General features: G+C 71.4%; 17 protein-coding genes. 10 read left to right on the forward strand and 7 right to left on the reverse strand.

The window, feature by feature from the left end:
- Positions 1–53: 53 nt before the first annotated feature.
- The 3 genes from ACFWJX_RS23560 to ACFWJX_RS23570 form a co-directional block, all read right to left on the reverse strand.
- The gene (locus ACFWJX_RS23560; protein WP_383246461.1) at positions 54–659 is read right to left on the reverse strand and encodes a TetR family transcriptional regulator; all 606 of its coding nucleotides are present in this window, start codon (positions 657–659) and stop codon (positions 54–56) included.
- A complete protein-coding gene (locus tag ACFWJX_RS23565; protein WP_383246464.1) occupies positions 656–1,480 on the reverse strand; it encodes a sugar phosphate isomerase/epimerase family protein in 825 nt (274 codons plus the stop codon). The genes ACFWJX_RS23560 and ACFWJX_RS23565 overlap by 4 nt, the downstream gene beginning before the upstream one ends.
- 507 nt (positions 1,481–1,987) lie before the next feature.
- Positions 1,988–2,920 (reverse strand): Ppx/GppA family phosphatase, encoded by a 933-nt coding sequence (locus tag ACFWJX_RS23570; protein WP_383246467.1) that lies wholly within the window; start codon positions 2,918–2,920, stop codon positions 1,988–1,990.
- Positions 2,921–3,120: 200 nt separating this feature from the next.
- Here ACFWJX_RS23570 and ACFWJX_RS23575 point away from each other — a divergent pair, with 200 nt between their 5' ends.
- Complete coding sequence (locus tag ACFWJX_RS23575; protein ID WP_383247084.1) at positions 3,121–3,951, forward strand: hypothetical protein; 831 nt, start codon at positions 3,121–3,123, stop codon at positions 3,949–3,951.
- Between the two features lie 67 nt (positions 3,952–4,018).
- Here the strand turns inward: ACFWJX_RS23575 and ACFWJX_RS23580 are convergent, their stop codons facing one another.
- On the reverse strand, positions 4,019–5,722 hold the full coding sequence (locus ACFWJX_RS23580; RefSeq protein ID WP_383246470.1) for a hypothetical protein: 1,704 nt from the start codon (positions 5,720–5,722) through the stop codon (positions 4,019–4,021).
- A gap of 307 nt (positions 5,723–6,029) precedes the next feature.
- Between ACFWJX_RS23580 and radA the strand changes: the two genes are divergently transcribed.
- Together radA and disA are read left to right on the forward strand one after the other, a co-directional pair.
- Positions 6,030–7,439 carry a DNA repair protein RadA gene (radA, locus tag ACFWJX_RS23585; RefSeq protein WP_355907547.1) on the forward strand — a complete coding sequence of 470 codons (1,410 nt, stop codon included), beginning with the start codon at positions 6,030–6,032 and terminating at the stop codon, positions 7,437–7,439.
- 81 nt (positions 7,440–7,520) lie between these two features.
- Positions 7,521–8,645 carry a DNA integrity scanning diadenylate cyclase DisA gene (gene disA / locus ACFWJX_RS23590; RefSeq protein WP_252545420.1) on the forward strand — a complete coding sequence of 375 codons (1,125 nt, stop codon included), beginning with the start codon at positions 7,521–7,523 and terminating at the stop codon, positions 8,643–8,645.
- Positions 8,646–8,730: 85 nt separating this feature from the next.
- Here the strand turns inward: disA and ACFWJX_RS23595 are convergent, their stop codons facing one another.
- Positions 8,731–9,561: a hypothetical protein gene (locus tag ACFWJX_RS23595; protein WP_383246474.1), complete on the reverse strand. Its 831-nt coding sequence runs from the start codon at positions 9,559–9,561 to the stop codon at positions 8,731–8,733.
- A gap of 314 nt (positions 9,562–9,875) precedes the next feature.
- Between ACFWJX_RS23595 and ACFWJX_RS23600 the strand changes: the two genes are divergently transcribed.
- From ACFWJX_RS23600 to cseC, 5 genes are all read left to right on the forward strand, one after another.
- Positions 9,876–10,865, forward strand: a complete 990-nt coding sequence (locus tag ACFWJX_RS23600) for an A/G-specific adenine glycosylase (RefSeq protein ID WP_383246477.1) — start codon at positions 9,876–9,878, stop codon at positions 10,863–10,865.
- Between the two features lie 301 nt (positions 10,866–11,166).
- Positions 11,167–11,709, forward strand: a complete 543-nt coding sequence (locus tag ACFWJX_RS23605; RefSeq protein ID WP_383246479.1) for a SigE family RNA polymerase sigma factor — start codon at positions 11,167–11,169, stop codon at positions 11,707–11,709.
- Positions 11,694–12,356, forward strand: coding sequence for a hypothetical protein (locus ACFWJX_RS23610; protein WP_383246481.1), 663 nt, complete (start codon positions 11,694–11,696; stop codon positions 12,354–12,356). The genes ACFWJX_RS23605 and ACFWJX_RS23610 overlap by 16 nt, the downstream gene beginning before the upstream one ends.
- A 283-nt stretch (positions 12,357–12,639) precedes the next feature.
- Positions 12,640–13,341: a two-component system response regulator CseB gene (gene cseB, locus ACFWJX_RS23615; RefSeq protein ID WP_073492028.1), complete on the forward strand. Its 702-nt coding sequence runs from the start codon at positions 12,640–12,642 to the stop codon at positions 13,339–13,341.
- A gap of 12 nt (positions 13,342–13,353) precedes the next feature.
- Positions 13,354–14,697, forward strand: a complete 1,344-nt coding sequence (gene cseC / locus ACFWJX_RS23620) for a two-component system sensor histidine kinase CseC (RefSeq protein WP_383246485.1) — start codon at positions 13,354–13,356, stop codon at positions 14,695–14,697.
- A gap of 426 nt (positions 14,698–15,123) precedes the next feature.
- Here cseC and ACFWJX_RS23625 read toward each other — a convergent pair whose 3' ends face one another.
- The gene (locus ACFWJX_RS23625; RefSeq protein ID WP_383246488.1) at positions 15,124–16,713 is read right to left on the reverse strand and encodes an MDR family MFS transporter; all 1,590 of its coding nucleotides are present in this window, start codon (positions 16,711–16,713) and stop codon (positions 15,124–15,126) included.
- 168 nt (positions 16,714–16,881) lie between these two features.
- On the opposite strand from ACFWJX_RS23625, the gene ACFWJX_RS23630 reads away from it, so the two are divergent.
- A complete protein-coding gene (locus ACFWJX_RS23630; protein WP_383246491.1) occupies positions 16,882–17,481 on the forward strand; it encodes a TetR/AcrR family transcriptional regulator in 600 nt (199 codons plus the stop codon).
- 22 nt (positions 17,482–17,503) lie between these two features.
- On the opposite strand, the gene ACFWJX_RS23635 is transcribed toward ACFWJX_RS23630, so the two are convergent.
- A complete protein-coding gene (locus ACFWJX_RS23635; RefSeq protein ID WP_383246494.1) occupies positions 17,504–18,112 on the reverse strand; it encodes a M23 family metallopeptidase in 609 nt (202 codons plus the stop codon).
- 510 nt (positions 18,113–18,622) lie between these two features.
- Between ACFWJX_RS23635 and ACFWJX_RS23640 the strand changes: the two genes are divergently transcribed.
- On the forward strand, positions 18,623–19,264 hold the full coding sequence (locus tag ACFWJX_RS23640) for an HAD family acid phosphatase (protein WP_383246497.1): 642 nt from the start codon (positions 18,623–18,625) through the stop codon (positions 19,262–19,264).
- Positions 19,265–19,351: the final 87 nt, after the last annotated feature.

Consider the following 19,351-nt stretch of genomic DNA (forward strand, 5'->3'; position numbering starts at 1 on the left):
GCATCTCGGGGTCCGGCGCTCCCCGGCTGTCCGGCTCTCGCCGGCTCTCGCGCTCAGGGGCCGGTGAGGTGCCCCTGCACCACCGGCGCCACGCGCGCGATGATCTGCTCCACGTCCACCGAGGCCAGCGGTTCCACCTTGATCACGTACCGCAGCATCGCCGTACCGACCAGCTGCGCGGCCGCCAGCTCGGCGCGCAGCTCGGCGTCCGGCACGTCCAGCTGGGCGGCGATGCGGCGCAGCAGCTGCGCGGCGACGAGACGGCGGAAGACGGCTGCCGCGGTCTCGTTGTTCACCGCCGAGCGGACGATCGCCAGCAGCGGCATGCGCGTGGTGGGGTTCTCCCAGACGCCGAACATGAACCGGGTGAGGTGCTCCCCCACCTGGTCCAACGGCGCGTCGGCGACCGCGTCCGGCGCGTCGAGGGCGGGTGCGACGGCGACCTCCACGGCCGCCGCGAAGACCTGCTCCTTGGTGCCGAAGTAGTGGTGCACCAACGCCGCGTCGACCCCGGCGGCCTTGGCGATGCCCCGCACGGTCGACTTCTCGTAGCCCCGCTCGGAGAACTCCTCGCGGGCCGCCGCGAGGATGCGGTCACGGGTGTCGGCGGACTCGGCGCGCGGGGGCCGTCCGCGGCGGCGCGCTCCGGTGTCGGTCACCGGCGGGGCACCTTCAGCGCCGACGCCAGGTGCAGGCGCGTGAAGGCCAGGGCCTCCGCGAGATCGGCCTCACGTTCGGCGCTGGACATCGCGCGCCGGGTGTTGACCTCGATGACGACATGCCCGTCGAAGCCGCCCAGCGCGAGCCGCTCCAGCAGCTCGGCGCAGGGCTGCGAGCCGCGGCCGGGGACGAGGTGCTCGTCCTTGGCTGAGCCGTTGCCGTCGGCGAGGTGCACGTGGCCGAGCCGGTCGCCCATGCGGTCGAGCATGTGGATCGCGTCGGCACGGGCGGTCGAGGCGTGGCTGAGATCGATCGTGAAGTGCCGGTAGTCGTCCTTCGTCACGTCCCAGTCGGGCGCGTACGCGAGCATCTCGCGGTCGCGGTAGCGCCAGGGGTACATGTTCTCGACGGCGAACCGTACGTCCGTCTCGTCCGCCATCCGCCAGATGCCCTGGACGAAGTCGCGCGCGTACTGGCGCTGCCAGCGGAACGGCGGGTGGACGACGACGGTGCTCGCGCCCAGCTTCTCGGCCGCCGCGCGCGCCCGCTGGAGCTTGGCCCACGGGTCGGTCGACCACACGCGCTGCGTGATGAGCAGGCATGGAGCGTGTACGGCGAGGATCGGGACGCGGTGGTAGTCGCTGAGCCTGCGGAGCGCGTCGATGTCCTGGCTGACCGGGTCGTTCCACACCATGACCTCGACCCCGTCGTAGCCGAGGCGCGCGGCGATCTCGAAGGCCGTCGCCGTCGACTCCGGGTAGACCGAGGCAGTCGACAGGGCGACCTTCGCATCCGGGATGCGCACGACTGGCTCTGCCATGGGGGACAGGTTACGGGGTGCGGTGACCGGACTGCGGGGTGCCTCTTCGCCGTTGTGGCGCACGCCACGGGTGGCGGGAGTGGCCGGGTTCGATCCGTCGCGGCGAGCGGTGTCCGGCCGGGCGGGGCGACGGAAGGGGCGGGCCCTGTTCGGTCGGGGGCGGGTGGTGTGCGGTCGGAGGGGGCGGGTTGGACGGGGCGGGCTGTGCTCGGTCGTCTGCGCTCACGCGCGCGTGCCGCTCGGGGCGGGGCGTGTCCGGCTTGCCTCCGACGGGGCGTGTCCGGCTGGCCTCCGACGGGGCGTGTCCGGCTGGCCCCGGGCGGGCGTCTCCGGCTGGCCCCCAGCGGCCGTGTCCGGCTTGCACCCAGCGGGCGTCTTCGGCTCGCCCGCGCTCACGCACGCGCCGCTCTACGCGCGCGTGCCGCTCTACGCGCACGCGCCGCTCTACGCGCACGCGCCGCTCTACGCGCGCGTGCCGGTCTCGCGCACGCGCGTGGTCGGCCCGCGCTACGGCGACCCCATGTGGTCGAGCTTCCGCAGGATCACGCCCTCCCGGAGTGCCCACGGACATATCTCCAGCGCCTCCACGCCGAACAGGTCCATCGCTCCCTCGGCGACCAGCGCGCCCGCCAGCAGCTGGTTCGCGCGGCCCTCGGAGACGCCCGGCAGCTCCGCGCGCTGGGCGGTGGTCATGCCGGCCAGGCGGGGCACCCAGGCCTCCAGGGACTCCCTCTTCAGCTGGCGCTGGACGTAGGGGCCGTCGGCGGAGCGGGCGGCGCCGGCGAGGCGGGCGAGCTGCTTGAAGGTCTTCGACGTGGCGACGACGTGGTCGGGGGAGCCGATGCGGCTGAATTCCCCGACGGTCCGGGCGATCTCGGCGCGCACGTGCCGCCGCAGCGCTCGTATCCGCTCGGCGTCGGGCGGGTCCCCGGGCAGCCAGCCGGCCGTGAGACGGCCCGCGCCGAGCGGGAGGGAGACGGCCGCGTCGGGCTCCTCGTCGATGCCGTACGCGATCTCCAGGGAGCCTCCGCCGATGTCCAGGACCAGCAGCTTGCCGGCCGACCAGCCGAACCAGCGGCGGGCGGCGAGAAAGGTGAGCCGGGCCTCCTCCTCGCCGCTGAGGACCTGAAGCTCGACACCGGTCTCGGCCTGCACGCGCGCGAGGACGTCGTCGGCGTTGCCGGCCTCGCGCACGGCGGAGGTCGCGAACGGCAGCACGTCCTCGACGCCCTTGTCCTCGGCGGCCTGGAGGGCCTCCCGGACGACGTCGATCAGCGTGTCGACGCCCTCGCGGCCGATCGCCCCGCTCTCGTCGAGAAGTTCGGCGAGGCGCAGTTCCGCCTTGTGCGAGTGCGCGGGCAGCGGGCACGCGCCCGGGTGCGCATCCACGACCAGCAGATGCACCGTGTTCGATCCCACGTCGAGGACACCGAGTCTCATGCAGGGAACGCTACTGCCAGCCGTCCTGGCCTCGGCCCCTGGTGCCCATCCTGAGACGGTCCCGTTGCCGCGCGCGGGCGACTTACCCTGGTCAGGTGCCAAAGACGAAAAAGGCGAAGGAAGAAAAGGCCGACAAGACAGACAAGGCCGCCGAATCCACCAAGGTTCCTTCGGGTTCTTCGCGGGTGAAGTCGTCGAAGATGTCGCGCAGGGCCCTGAAAGCGGACGAGAAGGGTCTCGACTTCGCACGCGCGTGGGTCGAGTTCCCGGATCCGGCGGACGACGATCAGGTCTTCCGGTGCGATCTGACCTGGCTGACCTCTCGCTGGAACTGCATCTTCGGCAGCGGCTGCCAGGGCATCCAGGCGGGCCGCGCGGACGACGGCTGCTGCACGCTCGGCGCGCACTTCTCCGACGAGGACGACGAGAAGCGCGTGGCGGGGCACGTGGCGCGGCTCACGCCCGACATCTGGCAGCACCACGCCGAGGGCGAGCGCGACGGCTGGATCTCGGAGGACGACGAGGGCTCCCGGCAGACCCGCCCGTTCAACGGCTCGTGCATCTTCCAGAACCGCCCGGGGTTCGCCGGCGGCGCCGGCTGCTCGCTGCACATCCTCGCCCTCAAGGAGGGCCGCGAGCCGCTGGAGACCAAGCCGGACGTCTGCTGGCAGCTGCCGGTGCGGCGGACGTACGACTGGATCGACCGGCCCGACGACACGCGCGTGCTCCAGATCTCGATCGGTGAGTACGACCGGCGCGGCTGGGGTCCGGGCGGGCACGACCTGCACTGGTGGTGCACGTCGGCGACCTCGGCGCACGGCGCGGGCGACCCGGTGTACGTCTCCTACCGGCCGGAGCTGATCGAGCTGATGGGCAAGGCCGGCTACGACCGTCTGGTCGAGCTGTGCGAGGAGCGGCTCGCCTCGCAGCTGCCGCTGCTGGCCCCGCACCCGGCGGACCCGGTACCGGGTCCGCCGGTGGATCGGGCGGACCCGCTGGTCCCCGTCGATCCCGTCGAACCGACCGTGTGAGGCCCTCGGCCCGGCTCCCAGGAGCCGGGCCGACTCGCTTCCCGGACCGGATCGGACCGGTCTCGGCCTACGACGTCGACGGGCTCGGGTCGCCGCTGCCGTCGGACGGCGGGGTCGAGCCGCCCGGGTCGGACGGGGAGGGGTCGGTGGGCGTGGGCTCGGGGTCGGCGGAGGTCGGCGGGTCGCTCGGCGTGGGGTCGGTGGGGGGCGAGGCCGTCGGGGTCGGCTCCGGGTCGGACGAGGGGGGCGGGCCGCTCGGCGTGGGGTCGGGGTCCGAGGGGGTGGGCGCGATGCCGTAGCCCTCGATGGAGACGACGGCACCGGCCGGGGAGACCGCCACGCGCGCGTGCCAGTGCCCGGCGGGCTCGCGCAGATGGTCGACGTACACCTTGAGAGTGATCGATTCGCCGGGCTGGAGTGTGCCCGTGGTGCGGCTCAGGTAGAGCCAGGAGGCGCCGGTGGTCGCCGACCAGCGGACCGGCCCGTCCGCGTCCTCGGCCGCGGTCAGGGTGATCAGGGTGGTGTCGCCGCTGTGCCCGGCCGTGACGGTCAGTCGGCCCGCACCCTTGTCGCCGAGTCCGGGGACGCTGACGACCTCCACGGAGACATCCGGCTTGTCGCCCTCGGTGAGGCGGGAGCCGGGCCGGGTGCTGGCGTTGCCGGCATTCTGGTAGCCGCCCGACCCGTCGTCGTCGAGGCCGTCGGGGCCCTGTGCCTCGCTGGCGGTGGGCGAGCGGCCGTCGGAGTCGGCGGTCGGTGTGCCCCGGTAGGCCGCCCAGAGGGCGAGCACGGGCGCGGCGACGACGGTGGCGACGACCGTCGTCGTGACGGCACGCGCGCGGAGGCGGTCCCGTCGGGCGGCACGGTCCTTGGGGTCCATCGGGAAGCCGCGCCGGTCGAAGCGTGGCGCGGCGGCACCCCGCGCGCGGGGGAGGTGCGCCAGGACGGTGTGCAGGGCCGCGCGGGGCGCTTCCAGGACGGGCAGCTCGGCGGGTGTGACCCCGGCGCCGGGCCAGCGGCCGGGGACCGCGCGCTCCGCGGCCCGACGACAGCGCGGGCAGTCGTCGACGTGCCGGACGAGTTCGCGGCGCAGCGCGGCACTGAGCACGAGCTGGTGGTCGCCGGTCAGGCGGGCCACGCCGGGGCAGCCGCCGGTCTCGACGACCGCCAGGGCCGCACGCGTGCGTTCCACCTCGCAGGCGGCGGAGGAGAGCAGCTCGCGGGCCGCGGCGACCTCCATGCCGAGAACGGCCGCCACCTCGTGGGCGGCGAGGTGATGCCGTACGGCGAGTTCGAGCGCCTCGCGCTGCTCCGGGCTGGTGCCTGCGGCCTCCGGCCAGGCCAGCAGCGCGAGTTCGCGGCGCCGTTGCTCCTGGAGGTCGTCGGGCAGGGGCTCGGCGCCGCTCGTCCTGTGAGCGCCGTGCCGGGCCGGCGCGTGGGTGCCCTGACGTTTCTGCCTGGCCTCGCCGAGCTTGCGCAGGCAGGCCCAGCGGGCCAGGGCGTAGAGCCAGGCCCTGCGGTCGCCGGCGGCGTCCGGGACGCGTTGTCCGCGCCGTTCGGCGAGCGCCAGGACGTCGCCGAGGGCCGCCGTGGCGGTGTCGTGGTCGCACAGGACGGACAGACAGTAGGTGAACAGGCCGTCCAGGTAGGGCTCGTAGCGAGCGGGTGGGCGCTGCGCCAGCGTGCGCACCGCAGCGCGGTCGCGCGCCTCCCTGTGCGCCCGGTGTGCGCCGGTCGTGCGGGTCGGGGTTTCCGAACTGCTGCTCATCACCCGTGCGACCGTAGGCGCCGTGGAACGACCTCTTCTGCCCCCTTGAGTCCTTTTAATCCGTACGGGTGAAACGATCCCTCATAAGGGGACAGCAAACGCGGGTCGAGTGGCTCATTCATGACGGCCGTGGCCGATTCACAAGGGGTGAGGGTGCCCGGCCGGGGGGATGGCCGGGCGCCCTCACCCGGCGTCCGCCGCCCCGGGGGGCGGACGCGGCGAACGCTGCCTCGGGGACGCGTCTGCCCCGCCGGACCGGCTTTATGCACAGGCTTCTCGCGTTGTCAGACCTGGCGGTTACGGTTTCCCCATGGCTGCCCGCACGAAGACCACGAAGGACCGTCCGTCCTACCGCTGCACGGAGTGCGGGTGGCAGACGGCGAAGTGGCTCGGCCGGTGCCCCGAATGCCAGGCCTGGGGCACGGTCGAGGAGTACGGCGTGCCCGCGGTCCGTACGACGGCGCCCGGCCGTGTCACCACCTCCGCCCTGCCCATCGGCCAGGTCGACGGCCGTCAGGCCACTGCCCGCCCCACCGGCGTGCCCGAGCTGGACCGCGTCCTGGGCGGCGGTCTGGTCCCGGGCGCGGTCGTCCTCCTGGCCGGTGAACCGGGCGTCGGCAAGTCCACGCTCCTGCTCGACGTGGCCGCCAAGGCCGCGAGCGACGAGCACCGCACGCTGTACGTCACGGGTGAGGAGTCGGCGAGCCAGGTCCGGCTGCGGGCCGATCGCATCGGCGCCATCCACGACCACCTGTATCTCGCCGCGGAGACCGATCTGGCCGCCGTCCTGGGTCACTTGGACGCCGTGAAGCCGTCGCTGCTGATCGTCGACTCGGTGCAGACGGTGGCCTCCCCGGAGATCGACGGCGCACCCGGCGGCATGGCCCAGGTCCGCGAGGTCGCCGGCGCGCTGATCCGCGCCTCGAAGGAGCGCGGCATGTCCACGCTGCTGGTGGGCCATGTCACCAAGGACGGCGCGATCGCCGGCCCGCGCCTCCTCGAACACCTCGTGGACGTCGTCCTGTCCTTCGAGGGCGACCGGCACGCGCGCCTGCGTCTCGTGCGAGGCGTCAAGAACCGCTACGGCGCCACCGACGAGGTCGGCTGCTTCGAACTGCACGACGAGGGCATCACGGGCCTTACCGACCCAAGCGGCCTTTTCCTGACTCGTCGTGACGAACCGGTCCCCGGCACCTGTCTGACGGTCACCCTGGAGGGCCGCCGCCCCCTGGTCGCCGAAGTACAGGCGCTCACCGTCGATTCTCAGATCCCCTCCCCCCGCCGCACCACGTCGGGCCTGGAGACCTCCCGGGTCTCGATGATGCTCGCGGTCCTGGAGCAGCGGGGCAGGATCAGCGCGCTCGGCAAGCGGGACATCTACTCCGCGACGGTCGGCGGCGTGAAGCTCTCCGAGCCCGCGGCGGACCTGGCGATCGCCCTCGCGCTGGCCTCCGCGGCGAGCGACACCCCCCTGCCCAAGAACCTCGTCGCGATCGGCGAGGTGGGCCTCGCGGGCGAGGTCAGACGGGTCACGGGCGTCCAGCGCAGACTCGCCGAGGCCCACCGCCTGGGCTTCACGCACGCGCTCGTGCCGGGCGATCCCGGCAAGATCCCCGCGGGGATGAAGGTCCTCGAAGTCGCGAACATGGGGGAGGCTCTGAGGGTGCTCCCGCGCTCCCGTCAGCGAGAGGCCCCGCGGGAGTCGGAGCAGCGCCGGTAGACTTTGCCCAGGTCTCGCCCGTCCGTACGAACCGAGTGCGCGAAACGGGAGCACCAAAGAACCTGTGACCGGAGGAGTGCAGTGGCAGCCAACGACCGGGCGGCAGCTCCCGGAAAGTCCGGTGGGAGTTCCGGTGCCGAAGGCCTGATGCGTGCCGCGCTGAGCGCGGTGGCTCCCGGCACGGCCCTGCGCGACGGCCTGGAACGGGTTCTCCGCGGCAACACCGGCGGACTCATCGTGCTCGGTTCCGACAAGACGGTCGAGACGATGTGCACGGGCGGATTCGTCCTGGACGTCGAGTTCACGGCCACGCGCCTGCGTGAGCTGTGCAAGCTCGACGGCGGCATCGTCGTCTCGTCCGACCTGTCCAAGATCCTTCGGGCCGGCGTGCAGCTGGTGCCGGACCCCACCATTCCCACGGAGGAGACCGGCACCCGTCACCGCACGGCGGACCGCGTCAGCAAGCAGGTCGGCTACCCCATCGTCTCGGTCTCCCAGTCCATGCGCCTGATCGCGCTCTACGTCGACGGCCAGCGCCGCGTCCTGGAGGACTCCGCGGCGATCCTGTCCCGCGCGAACCAGGCGCTCGCGACCCTGGAGCGCTACAAGCTCCGCCTGGACGAGGTCGCGGGAACGTTGTCAGCGCTGGAGATCGAGGACCTGGTGACGGTCCGCGACGTCTCGGCGGTGGCGCAGCGCCTGGAGATGGTGCGCCGCATCGCCACCGAAATCGCCGAATACGTGGTCGAACTGGGCACCGACGGGCGTCTTCTCTCCCTCCAGCTCGACGAGTTGATCGCGGGCGTGGAGCCAGAGCGTGAACTGGTGGTCCGGGACTATGTTCCGGAGCCCACGGCCAAGCGCTCCCGCACGGTCGACGAGGCCCTGTACGAACTGAACGCGCTCACCCACGCGGAGCTGCTCGAAATGTCCACGGTGGCCCGTGCGTTGGGCTACACCGGCTCCCCCGAGGCGCTCGACTCCGCGGTCTCACCGCGCGGCTTCCGCCTGCTGGCCAAGGTTCCCCGCCTCCCCGGCGCCATCATCGACCGCCTGGTGGAGCACTTCGGCGGCCTGCAGAAGCTCCTCGCGGCGAGCGTCGACGACCTTCAGACGGTCGACGGCGTGGGCGAGGCGCGGGCACGCAGCGTGCGCGAAGGGCTATCGCGGCTGGCGGAGTCGTCGATTCTGGAGCGGTACGTCTGAGGCCAGGCGGTATGTGTGGTGCCCGTGAGGCGGCATCGGCCACCGCGCCCCGAGCCGGGCTCGACAGCCGTGCCGCCGCCCTGCCTCAGTCCTGGTCGAGGACGAACGAGGTCTGCGCCTTCGTGAACCCGGGCGCCTTCGCCTCCACCAGGTAGGTCCCGGCCCCCGCGATCCCCGCCGGAGGCGTCGCGCACTCCGGCGCACTCGGCTTCCGGTCCCACGTGATGGTGTAGGTGAAGCTGCCCCCGGCCGGCACCCGGTACAGCAGGCTCGCGGATCCCTTCGGGCAGTCGGCGGACGACCAGTAGTCCTGGGCGACGCCGGCCTGAGTGATCGTCAACACCGCGTTCCTGGGCCCGAGATCGACCTTGCAGTCATTGCCGGAGGAGTTCTGCGCCGTCAGCCGGAACGTGGGCGTCTGGTCCGGCGAGTAGGTGTTGCGGACGCTGCGCAGGCTCAACGTGACCACGCTGGCGGTGCAGTTGGGCAGCGTCGTACCGGCCGGCAGCGTCGTACCCGACCCGCTGCCGCCGGTACCGGCGCCGGTACCGGCGGCGGAACCACCGGACCCCGCCGAACCGGCTCCGCCCGTGTCCTCGCCGCCGGATCCGGCACCGTCGCCCGACCCGGTTTCCGAGCCCGAACCGGAGCCGCCGGTGCCCTCGTCGCCCGACTCGTCGCGCCCGCCCGGGTTTTGACTGATCGCGGGCCCGGAGCCGGAAGGGCCCGGCGTGATGGAGGAGGCGGGATTCTTGCCGTTGGAGCCGTCCGCCCCGTTCTTGCCGTCACCCCCGCCCGCGGTGACCACCCACGTGATCAGCAACGCCAACAGGGCGAGCACGGACAGCAGTACGACCCTCCGTCGCCAGTAGATGGAGGAGGGAAGCGGCCCGACCGGATTGCGCATAGATCCCACGGCGCAAACTGTACGAGAGATCCTTGCGCTGCTCGGCCCCACCCGCCGCCTGGGACACAACTTTTCCGGATCATCATCCCGGACACGGCTGTCCCGGTGCCGACTTGAGACCCTCGCGCACCCTTCCCGGTCGCGGGACGTGACATCGGCGCCGCGTTCCGGACACGGTCCGTGACGGCGCACTCCTTCGCACGCGCGCCCCTCACACCTCCGGCCGCGCCCGTGGCCCACGCGCGCGGATGGCTCCCGCGCCCCGCCCCACCGGTGGCGGTACGCGCGCGTGCCCCTTCGCGCATGGCAGGATCGGAAGGGCCATGACTGCGCCCACGAAGCCCCCGCACCACAGCCCCGCCGACACCGTCTCCGGCCAGCCCACCCGAGAGCAGCCGCCCGCGGCCACGACCGACCCGACGACCGCCGGACGGGCCACCGGCACGCGCCTGCACTCCCCCGTCATCGACTGGTTCGAGGACCACGCCCGCGACCTGCCCTGGCGGCGCCCCGAGGCCGGTGCCTGGGGTGTGATGGTCAGCGAGTTCATGCTCCAGCAGACGCCGGTCAGCCGCGTCCTGCCGGTCTACGAGCAGTGGCTCGCCCGCTGGCCGCGCCCCGCCGACCTGGCCTCCGAGGCCCCCGGTGAGGCCGTGCGCGCGTGGGGCCGGCTCGGCTATCCGCGACGCGCCCTGCGGCTGCACGGCGCCGCGGTGGCCATAACGGAACGCCACGGCGGCGACGTACCGGCGGATCACGCGCAGCTGCTGGCGCTGCCCGGCATCGGCGAGTACACGGCCGCCGCCGTCGCCTCCTTCGCCTACGGGCAGCGGCACGCCGTCCTGGACACCAACGTCCGCCGGGTGTTCGCGCGCGCGGTCACCGGGGTCCAGTACCCGCCGAACGCCACCACGGCTGCCGAGCGCAAGCTGGCGCGCGCCCTGCTGCCCGAGGACGAGAAGGTCGCCGCACGCTGGGCCGCCGCGTCCATGGAGCTGGGAGCGCTCGTCTGCACGGCGCGGAACGAGACCTGCCACCACTGCCCGATCGCCGCCCAGTGCGCCTGGCGGCTCGCGGGCAAGCCGGAACACGACGGCCCGGCGCGCCGCGGCCAGACGTACGCCGGTACGGACCGCCAGGTGCGCGGCAAACTGCTCGCCGTCCTGAGGGAGGCCCACACGCCCGTGCCGCAGGCGGCACTCGACCGGGTGTGGCACGAGCCGGTGCAGCGCGCGCGTGCGCTGGACGGCCTCGTCGCGGACGGTCTGGTCGAACCGCTGGCGGGCGGCCTGTACCGGCTGCCGCTCACCTGACGCACGGTCAGTTCACAGTCGGACGGCGATGCCGGGGCCGCAGCCGGGCCCCTGTCACAGTCGACCGGCGGAAGACTCATCACAAACCGGCAGCATTGGGCCGACTTCCTTACCCCTGACCCACCTCCGTTACACAACCGACGGACAGCCGACTGCTAGCCGCAGGCTGCCTCGGACAGTGCCGTGACAACACCTCCGTAGCTTCGCTTGTGTGCCCGGCAGCGACACGAGGGCCACAGACCACGAGCAGGAAACCGGCGGACGACAGCCAGCCGGAACGGGGATACGGAGGCGGTTGATCATGGCGCACGGAGAGGTGCTCGAGTTCGAGGAGTACGTCCGCACCCGGCAGGACGCGCTGCTGCGCAGCGCCCGCCGACTGGTTCCGGACCCGGTGGACGCGCAGGACCTCCTCCAGACCGCCCTGGCGCGGACGTACGGCCGCTGGGACGGTATCGCCGACAAGCGGCTGGCGGACGCCTACCTGCGCCGGGTCATGATCAACACGCGGACCGAGTGGTGGCGGGCCCGCAAGCTGGAGGAAGTCCCCACCGAGCAGCTGCCGGACGCCAGCGTGCAGGACTCCACCGAGCAGCACGCGGACCGCGCCCTGCTGATGGACGCGATGAAGGTGCTCGCTCCGAAGCAGCGCAGCGTCGTCGTGCTGCGACACTGGGAGCAGATGTCCACAGAGGAGACGGCCGCCGCCCTCGGCATGTCGGCCGGTACGGTCAAGAGCACGCTGCACCGGGCGCTCGCCCGGCTCCGCGAGGAGCTGGAAGCCCGCGATCTGGACGCACGCGCGCTGGAGCGTGAGGAGCGGGAGCGTTGCACGGCGGCCTGACCGAGGCCGGGCCCTCACCGGCCCGAGGCACTTTCCAGGCGGTGATCGCGGCGGTGGCCGTGCTCGCCGCCCTCGGCCTTTTCCTGTCCTCGTGCGCCACCGGCGGCACCGGCGCCCGTGACGAGGGCCCGGCACACGCCGAGGCGGTCGCCGGCACCACCGCCTCCCCGTCGGGCACCCCCACCGACGTCCCCGACCGCACCGACGCCGTCCGGATCGTCAAGGACGACCCCGAGGTCTCGGCGGAGGTCAAGCGCGAGCTGAAACCCTGCGTCGGCGACGAGTACCCGGTCGACGTCTCCTTCGGGGACCTCACCGGCGGCGCCGAGACGGATGTCGTCGTCAACGTGCTGACCTGCGGTGACGCGGTCGGGGTCGGGTCGTATGTGTACCGGGTGACGAGCGGCCGGTACGAGAACGTGTTCAAGGCCGAGGAACCCCCGGTCTACGCCGAGATCGACCGCGGCGACCTGGTGGTGACCAAGCAGGTGTACGAGAAGGGCGACCCGGTCTCCAGCCCCTCCGGCGAGAACGTGATCACGTACCGCTGGACGGCCACGGGCCGCTTCGTCAAGGAGTACAGCTGGCACAACGACTACAGCAGCGTCGTCGGCGGGGATGCGACGCCGGTGCCGGAGAGCGGCTGACGGACTCAGTACATCGAAACTCCGTACATCGAAACTCGGCGGCTCGGCAGCTCGGCGGCTCGGCAGCTCGGCAAGAAAATCTTCTGTCGCGTGAACCGTTCGGGCCTCCCGGACCGATGAACCAGTGAACGCACCAGGCGCTCCGGGCGTCCCACCTAGGGACAACAAACCTGACAGCGCACCGACAGACACACGGACACACGGACGCACGGGCACAACAGGCCCCCGCAGGCACAACAGACACCGCACATCCGCGACATCAATGAGGACTGAGAGCACCGGGATGGCAGACCAGACACACGTTCTGTTCGTCGAGGACGACGACGTCATCCGCGAGGCCACCCAGCTCGCCCTGGAGCGGGACGGCTTCGTGGTCACCGCGATGCCCGACGGCCTGTCCGGCCTGGAGGCGTTCCGGGCGGACCGCCCCGACATCGCCCTGCTGGACGTCATGGTGCCCGGACTGGACGGCGTGAGTCTGTGCCGCCGAATCCGGGACGAGTCCACCGTGCCGGTGATCATGCTCTCCGCGCGCGCCGACTCCATCGACGTCGTCCTCGGCCTGGAGGCCGGCGCCGACGACTATGTGACCAAGCCCTTCGACGGGGCCGTCCTGGTCGCCCGCATCCGCGCGGTGCTGCGCCGATTCGGGCACGCGGGCGGACCGGACCGCGGGGAGGCGGAGTCCTCCGCCGCCGGGGGCGTGCTGACCTTCGGCGACCTGGAGATCGACACCGAGGGCATGGAGGTGCGCCGGGCCGGGCAGCCGGTCGCGCTCACGCCGACCGAGATGCGCCTGCTGCTGGAGTTCTCCTCCGCCCCGGGCACGGTCCTCTCACGGGACAAGCTGCTCGAGCGGGTGTGGGACTACGGCTGGGGTGGTGACACCCGCGTCGTCGATGTCCATGTGCAGCGGCTGCGGACGAAGATCGGCCAGGACCGTATCGAGACGGTCCGCGGCTTCGGCTACAAACTGAAGGCCTGAGCGGACAGGGGTATGCGGGGGATGTTGCGGCACCTGGTTCCGGCCCGCGTGGAGCGCGTGGGCATCCGCACCGGCCTGCGGTGGAAGCTCAGCGCGGCCATCGCGCTGGTCGGCGCGCTGGTGGCGGTCGTGCTCAGCCTCGTCGTCCACAACGCCGCGAGGGTGTCCATGCTGGACAACGCCCGTGACCTGGCCGACGAGCGCATCCAGATCGCCCAGCGCAACTACGAGCTGTCCGGGCGCCCCAACTTCCCCAACAGCAAGATCGACGACCAGGAACTGCCCTCGGAGCTGAGGTTCAAGGTCGAGAAGGGGCGCCGGGCCACGTTCGTCTCCGACCGCGGGGACGGGGCGCCGGACATCTGGGCGGCCGTGCCTTTGAAGGACGGGCATGTCCTCTCCCTGCACACCGGCTTCACCGACCGCAGCACCGACATCCTCAACGACCTCGACCAGGCCCTGGTGATCGGCTCCATCGCGGTCGTCCTCGGCGGCAGCGCGCTCGGGGTGCTGATCGGCGGGCAGCTGTCGCGCCGGCTGCGCAAGGCGGCGGCCGCGGCGAACCGGGTCGCCACGGGCGAGACGGACGTGCGGGTGCGGGAAGCCATCGGCGGGGTCGTGCGGGACGAGACCGACGACCTGGCCTCCGCCGTGGACGCCATGGCCGACGCGCTCCAACAGCGGCTGGAGGCCGAGCGCCGGGTGACCGCCGACATCGCGCACGAGCTGCGCACACCCGTGACCGGACTGCTGACGGCCGCCGAACTGCTGCCGCCTGGCCGGCCCACCGAACTGGTCATGGACCGGGCGAAGGCGATGCGCACGCTCGTCGAGGACGTCCTGGAGGTGGCCCGCCTCGACGGCGCCTCCGAGCGCGCGGAGTTGCAGGACATCCTGCTGGGCGAGTTCGTCACCCGGCGGGTGGCGGCCAAGGACCCGGAGGTCGAGGTACGGGTGGTACACGAGTCGATGGTCACCACCGACCCGCGGCGCCTGGAGCGCGTCCTGCTGAACCTGCTCACCAACGCCGGCCGGCACGGCAAGCCGCCGATCCAGGTCACCGTCGAGGGCAGGGTCATCCGGGTCCGTGACCACGGTCCCGGGTTCCCCCAGGATCTGCTCGCGGAGGGCCCGAGCCGCTTCCGCACGGGCAGCAGCGACCGGGCAGGCCGCGGCCACGGCCTCGGCCTCACCATCGCGGCAGGACAGGCCCGCGTCCTGGGCGCCCGGCTGACCTTCCGCAACGTACGGCCCGCGGGAGCGCCGGAACACATACCGTCCGAGGGCGCCGTAGCCGTCCTCTGGCTACCGGAACACGCCCCGACGAACACGGGAAGCCATCCGATGCTGCCGTAGGGGCGGGCGACGGGCGGGTGGGCGTGCGGGGCGGGCGCCGCCGTGGAGCCAGGTGCCGCCATTGGGTGCGTGTACTGGCGGCGGGGGCCGGTGGAGGCCGCAGGGCCCCGCGTAGCCGCAGGGGCAGGGCCCAGGCCAGAGGGCAGGGGCAGGGGTAGGCCGCTGGGCCAGTGCAGGCCACAGGGCCAGATGCGTACGTGCTGATCAGTTGGGCAGCACGTGTGGGTCGCAGGGCCCGGCGCAGACGTACAGCCAGGTGCAGGCGTACAGCCACCTGCGGGTCACAGCACCAGGTACCGCCCTGCCCCATGCCAGAGGCCCCCGGGGCGGACGCCGGCCGGGGGCCTCTCGCGCAGGTCATACAGCGACGGAGGGGGGACCGCCGCCCTCGACAGGCGGCGGCGGTCCCTTCGCATTCGCGGTGGGTCAGACCGGCTCGACCGCCGGCGTCTTCGGGGCGGTGGGCCCGTCCGGGGTGTTCTCCTGCTTCGGTTCGGCTCCGCGGAGCGGGACCTCCTTGACGAACACGGCCGCCACCAGCGCGACCACGGCCACGACGGCTCCGAGGACGAACGCCGCGTGCGTGCCGTCGGACACCGCGAACTGGTAGGCCTCCCGCGCCGGGGCCGGAAGCTTGGCGAGGCTGGCGGCGTCCAGTTGCGCGGACTGCTCGGTGATCTTGGAGCCCAGCGCGCCGGCCCGCTCGGACATGGCGTCCTGGACCCGGCTGTTGAACAGCGCGCCCATGATCGCGACACCGAAGGAGGAACCGAGCGTACGGAAGAGGGTGGCCGAGGAGGACGCGACGCCCATGTCCTTCATCTCGACGCTGTTCTGCGCGACCAGCATGGTGATCTGCATCAGGCAGCCCATGCCGAGGCCGACGACCGCCATGAACACACCGGAGGTGAACCGGGAGGTGCCGGTGTCCATCGTGGACAACAGATACAGCCCGACGATCATCAGCGCGCTGCCGGCGACCGGGAAGATCTTGTAGCGGCCGCTGCTGGTCGTGATCCGGCCGGCGACCATCGAGGTCACGAGCATCGCGCCGAGCATCGGCAGGAGCAGCAGGCCGGAGTTGGTCGCCGAGGCGCCCTGCACCGACTGCTGGTACAGCGGCAGGAACAGGGTGGCGCCGAACATCACGAAGCCGGTGATGAAGCCGATGACGGCCATCAGCGTGAAGTTGCGGCTGCGGAAGATGTGCAGCGGCAGGATCGGCTCGACGGCCCTGGTCTGCCAGAACACGAACCCGACGAGCGTGGCGACACCGATGCCGATCAGTTCCATGATCCGCGCGGAGGACCAGGCGTACTCCGTGCCGCCCCAGGTGGTGACGAGCACGATGGAGGTGATGCCGACGGTGAGCAGTCCGGCGCCCAGGTAGTCGATGCGCGCCTGGGACCGCTTCTTCGGCAGGTGGAGGACGGCGGTGATGAGGCCGAGGGCCACCACGCCGAGCGGCAGGTTGATGTAGAAGGCCCAGCGCCAGCCCCAGTGGTCGGTGATGGTGCCGCCGACCAGCGGTCCGCCGATCATGGCGATCGCCATCACGCCGGCCATCATGCCCTGGTACTTGCCGCGCTCGCGCGGCGGAACGAGGTCGCCGATGATCGCCATGACGCCGACCATCAGACCGCCGGCACCGAGCCCCTGCACGGCACGGAAGCCGATCAGCTGGCCCATGTCCTGGGCCATCCCGCTCAGGACCGAGCCGGCCAGGAAGATGACGATCGAGCTGAGGAAGGCGCCCTTGCGCCCGTACATGTCGCCGAGCTTGCCCCAGATCGGGGTGGAGGCGGCGGTGGCGAGGGTGTACGAGGTCACCACCCATGACAGGTGTTCCAGGCCGCCGAGGTCGCCGACGATCGTCGGCATCGCGGTGCCCACGATCATGTTGTCGAGCATCGCGAGCATCATCGTGATCATCAGTGCGAGGATCACGACCCGCACGCTCTGCTGTTTCTTGGCCGGTATGCCGGTGTCCGGCTCAACGGTTCTCGTGTCCGCCATCGTTTCCCACTCCCCCAGGGCAGGCACTTACTTGCCGCCCGGCTAGTTCACTAGACTGGGAAAATAGACCCGCAACTAGCCGGGCGTCAAGTAAGTTCCGACAGGGCAGAAGGTAAGCGTTTCTTACCTGCCGGCACCCGCTTTCGCGGCGACGCGAGGAGTACGAGGATGGACGTCACCATGGACGGCACCAAGCAGCGACGCCGCGGCAACACCCGCCAGCGCATCCAGGACGTGGCGCTCGAACTCTTCGCCGAGCAGGGCTACGAGAAGACCTCCCTCCGCGAGATCGCGGAGCGTCTGGACGTCACCAAGGCGGCCCTGTACTACCACTTCAAGACCAAGGAAGAGATCATCGTCAGCATCTTCACGGATCTGACGAAGCCGATCGAGGACCTGATCGAGTGGGGCCGGAGCCAGCCGCGCACCCTGGACACCAAGCAGGAACTCCTGCGGCGCTACAGCCGCGCCCTCAGCGAGGCGGCCCCGTTCTTCCGCTTCATGCAGGAGAACCAGGCGACGGTCCGCGAGCTCCAGGTCGGCGAGTCCTTCAAGAACCGCATGCGCGGACTGCGCGACATCGTCATCGACCCGGACGCCCCCCTCGCCGACCAGGTGCGCTGCGTCAGCGCCATCTTCACGCTGCACGCCGGCATGTTCTTCCTGCACGACCTCGAAGGCGACCCCGAGGAGAAGCGCGAAGCTGTCCTCGAGGTCGCCATCGATCTGATCACTCAGGCTCATCAGGGCTCGCAGTCGTCGTCCTGACGGCTGCCGCGGATCACCGTCGTCAGACGGTCACGCCCTTGCCGCGCAGGAACTTCACCGGGTCGATCGCCGAACCGTAGTTGGCGGTGGTCCGGATCTCGAAGTGCAGGTGCGGGCCGCTGGAGTTCCCGGTGCTGCCGGACAGGGCTATGCGCTGGCCGGTCTTGACGATCTGGCCGACCTTCACGTCGACGCGCGACAGGTGGGCGTACTGGGAGTAGACGCCGTTGGCGTGCTTGATGACGACGGCGTTGCCGTAGGCGGGGCCGTCACCGGCACCGTTGCCGCCGGCCTTGACGACCTTGCCGCCGTGGGCGGCGAGGACCTTGGTGCCGGTCGCCACGGCGAAGTCCTGGCCACTGTGGGTGGAGTTCCACATGTTGCCGGCCTGGGCGAAGCTGGCGGACAGCTTGTACTTCTTCACCGGGTCGACCCAGGAGGCCGCCGAGGCCTTCTTGGCGACCGACACGGCGGTCGCGGCCGTGGGTGCCGCCGTCTGAGCCTGGGGCGCGACAGCGGACGCCACTCCGGACCCCAGCACGACCGTGGCGCCGAGAGCGGCGGCGCCGACGGCCACGCGGGTGCGGAGCTGGGACGTACGGGAAGAACGGAACGGGACGCGCTGGAACATCGAAACCTCATGGGGCCGGGGACAGAGAGAACCACCCGACGTACGGACCGGATGGCCATCCCTTGGTAACCCGGGGATCGGCAATGCCCCAAACGTGTGATCTACGACGGAACCTAGTAGTCCGTCCCAAAACGGCACACTTCTTAACAGTCCACCCTTACGACCGCATTCACCCCCCGTCCACGCGGGAGGCCTGTCGGACGGAAGGGTTCTAGCTGTTATATCCCTTTCGCCCGAGTCGCCCTCGCCACTATTCCGCCTAGTACGTGACGTAACTCCTGTGCGCCATGTCACCGGCCGCCCGGCGTACGGCACTTCGCAATGTGACGGCGGCTACTTGCCTGGCCCTTCAGGCAGTTGTGACCCGCGTCACGAAGCGTGCACGAGGGTGTGACCGGCCTCTCACGGCCCTCTACCGTCCAGTAACCCGCTGGTTCCCCTCAAGCCATCCCCACCGATGAGCATGCCCACGACACCCGCAGCGTTTGGACGCGAGAGGACCCCCACACCATGACCAGAGGCACCTGGACGCGCCGTATCGGCATGACCGCCGTGGCGACGGCCGCCGTCACCGCGATGGCCGTCCCGGCCGGCGCCCAGGCCGCGACGGCCACCGGCACCACCGGCACCACCGCCGTCGCCACCGCCGCCGCGGAGGACGTCGACTACCACACCTGGCAGGCGGACTGCCTGTCCGTGATGAACCAGGCCCTGCCCTACCTGAAGCAGCGCATCGCCGCCGTCAAGCCGGGCGAGAAGCAGGCCCTGGTCCTCGACATCGACAACACCACCCTGGAGACCGACTTCGGCTTCAGCTACCCGCAGCCGGCCAACAAGCCGGTCCTCGACGTCGCCAGGTACGCCCAGGAGCACGGCGTCTCGCTCTTCTTCGTCACCGCCCGCCCCGGCATCATCTCGGGCGTGACCGACTACAACCTCAAGTACGTCGGATACAAGGTCTCCGGCCTCTACGTACGCGGCCTGTTCGACCTCTTCAAGGACGTCGCCGCCTACAAGACCGCCCAGCGCGTGAACATCGAGTCCAAGGGCTACACGATCATCGGGAACATCGGCAACAGCGCCACCGACCTGTCGGGCGGCCACGCCGAGAAGACCTTCAAGCTGCCGGACTACGACGGGCAGCTGTCGTAAATCCTGCGGACATGCGAAAGGGGCCGGTGCTTTTCAGCACCGGCCCCTTTCGTCAGCTCGGACCCCGGAGGCTCAGCCCTCGGAGGC

It is taken from the genome of Streptomyces sp. NPDC058335 (assembly GCF_042723915.1).
GTDB lineage: Bacteria > Actinomycetota > Actinomycetes > Streptomycetales > Streptomycetaceae > Streptomyces.

Bases quoted from the DNA above. Each gene is read 5' to 3' on its own strand.
- ACFWJX_RS23565 (WP_383246464.1), bottom strand. From the start codon at position 1,480: ATGGCAGAGCCAGTCGTGCGCATCCCGGATGCGAAGGTCGCCCTGTCG.
- ACFWJX_RS23570 (WP_383246467.1), bottom strand. From the start codon at position 2,920: ATGAGACTCGGTGTCCTCGACGTGGGATCGAACACGGTGCATCTGCTG.
- ACFWJX_RS23575 (WP_383247084.1), top strand. From the start codon at position 3,121: ATGTCGCGCAGGGCCCTGAAAGCGGACGAGAAGGGTCTCGACTTCGCA.
- radA (WP_355907547.1), top strand. From the start codon at position 6,030: ATGGCTGCCCGCACGAAGACCACGAAGGACCGTCCGTCCTACCGCTGC.
- ACFWJX_RS23600 (WP_383246477.1), top strand. From the start codon at position 9,876: ATGACTGCGCCCACGAAGCCCCCGCACCACAGCCCCGCCGACACCGTC.
- ACFWJX_RS23605 (WP_383246479.1), top strand. From the start codon at position 11,167: ATGGCGCACGGAGAGGTGCTCGAGTTCGAGGAGTACGTCCGCACCCGG.
- cseB (WP_073492028.1), top strand. From the start codon at position 12,640: ATGGCAGACCAGACACACGTTCTGTTCGTCGAGGACGACGACGTCATC.
- cseC (WP_383246485.1), top strand. From the start codon at position 13,354: ATGCGGGGGATGTTGCGGCACCTGGTTCCGGCCCGCGTGGAGCGCGTG.
- ACFWJX_RS23625 (WP_383246488.1), bottom strand. From the start codon at position 16,713: ATGGCGGACACGAGAACCGTTGAGCCGGACACCGGCATACCGGCCAAG.
- ACFWJX_RS23630 (WP_383246491.1), top strand. From the start codon at position 16,882: ATGGACGTCACCATGGACGGCACCAAGCAGCGACGCCGCGGCAACACC.
- ACFWJX_RS23635 (WP_383246494.1), bottom strand. From the start codon at position 18,112: ATGTTCCAGCGCGTCCCGTTCCGTTCTTCCCGTACGTCCCAGCTCCGC.
- ACFWJX_RS23640 (WP_383246497.1), top strand. From the start codon at position 18,623: ATGACCAGAGGCACCTGGACGCGCCGTATCGGCATGACCGCCGTGGCG.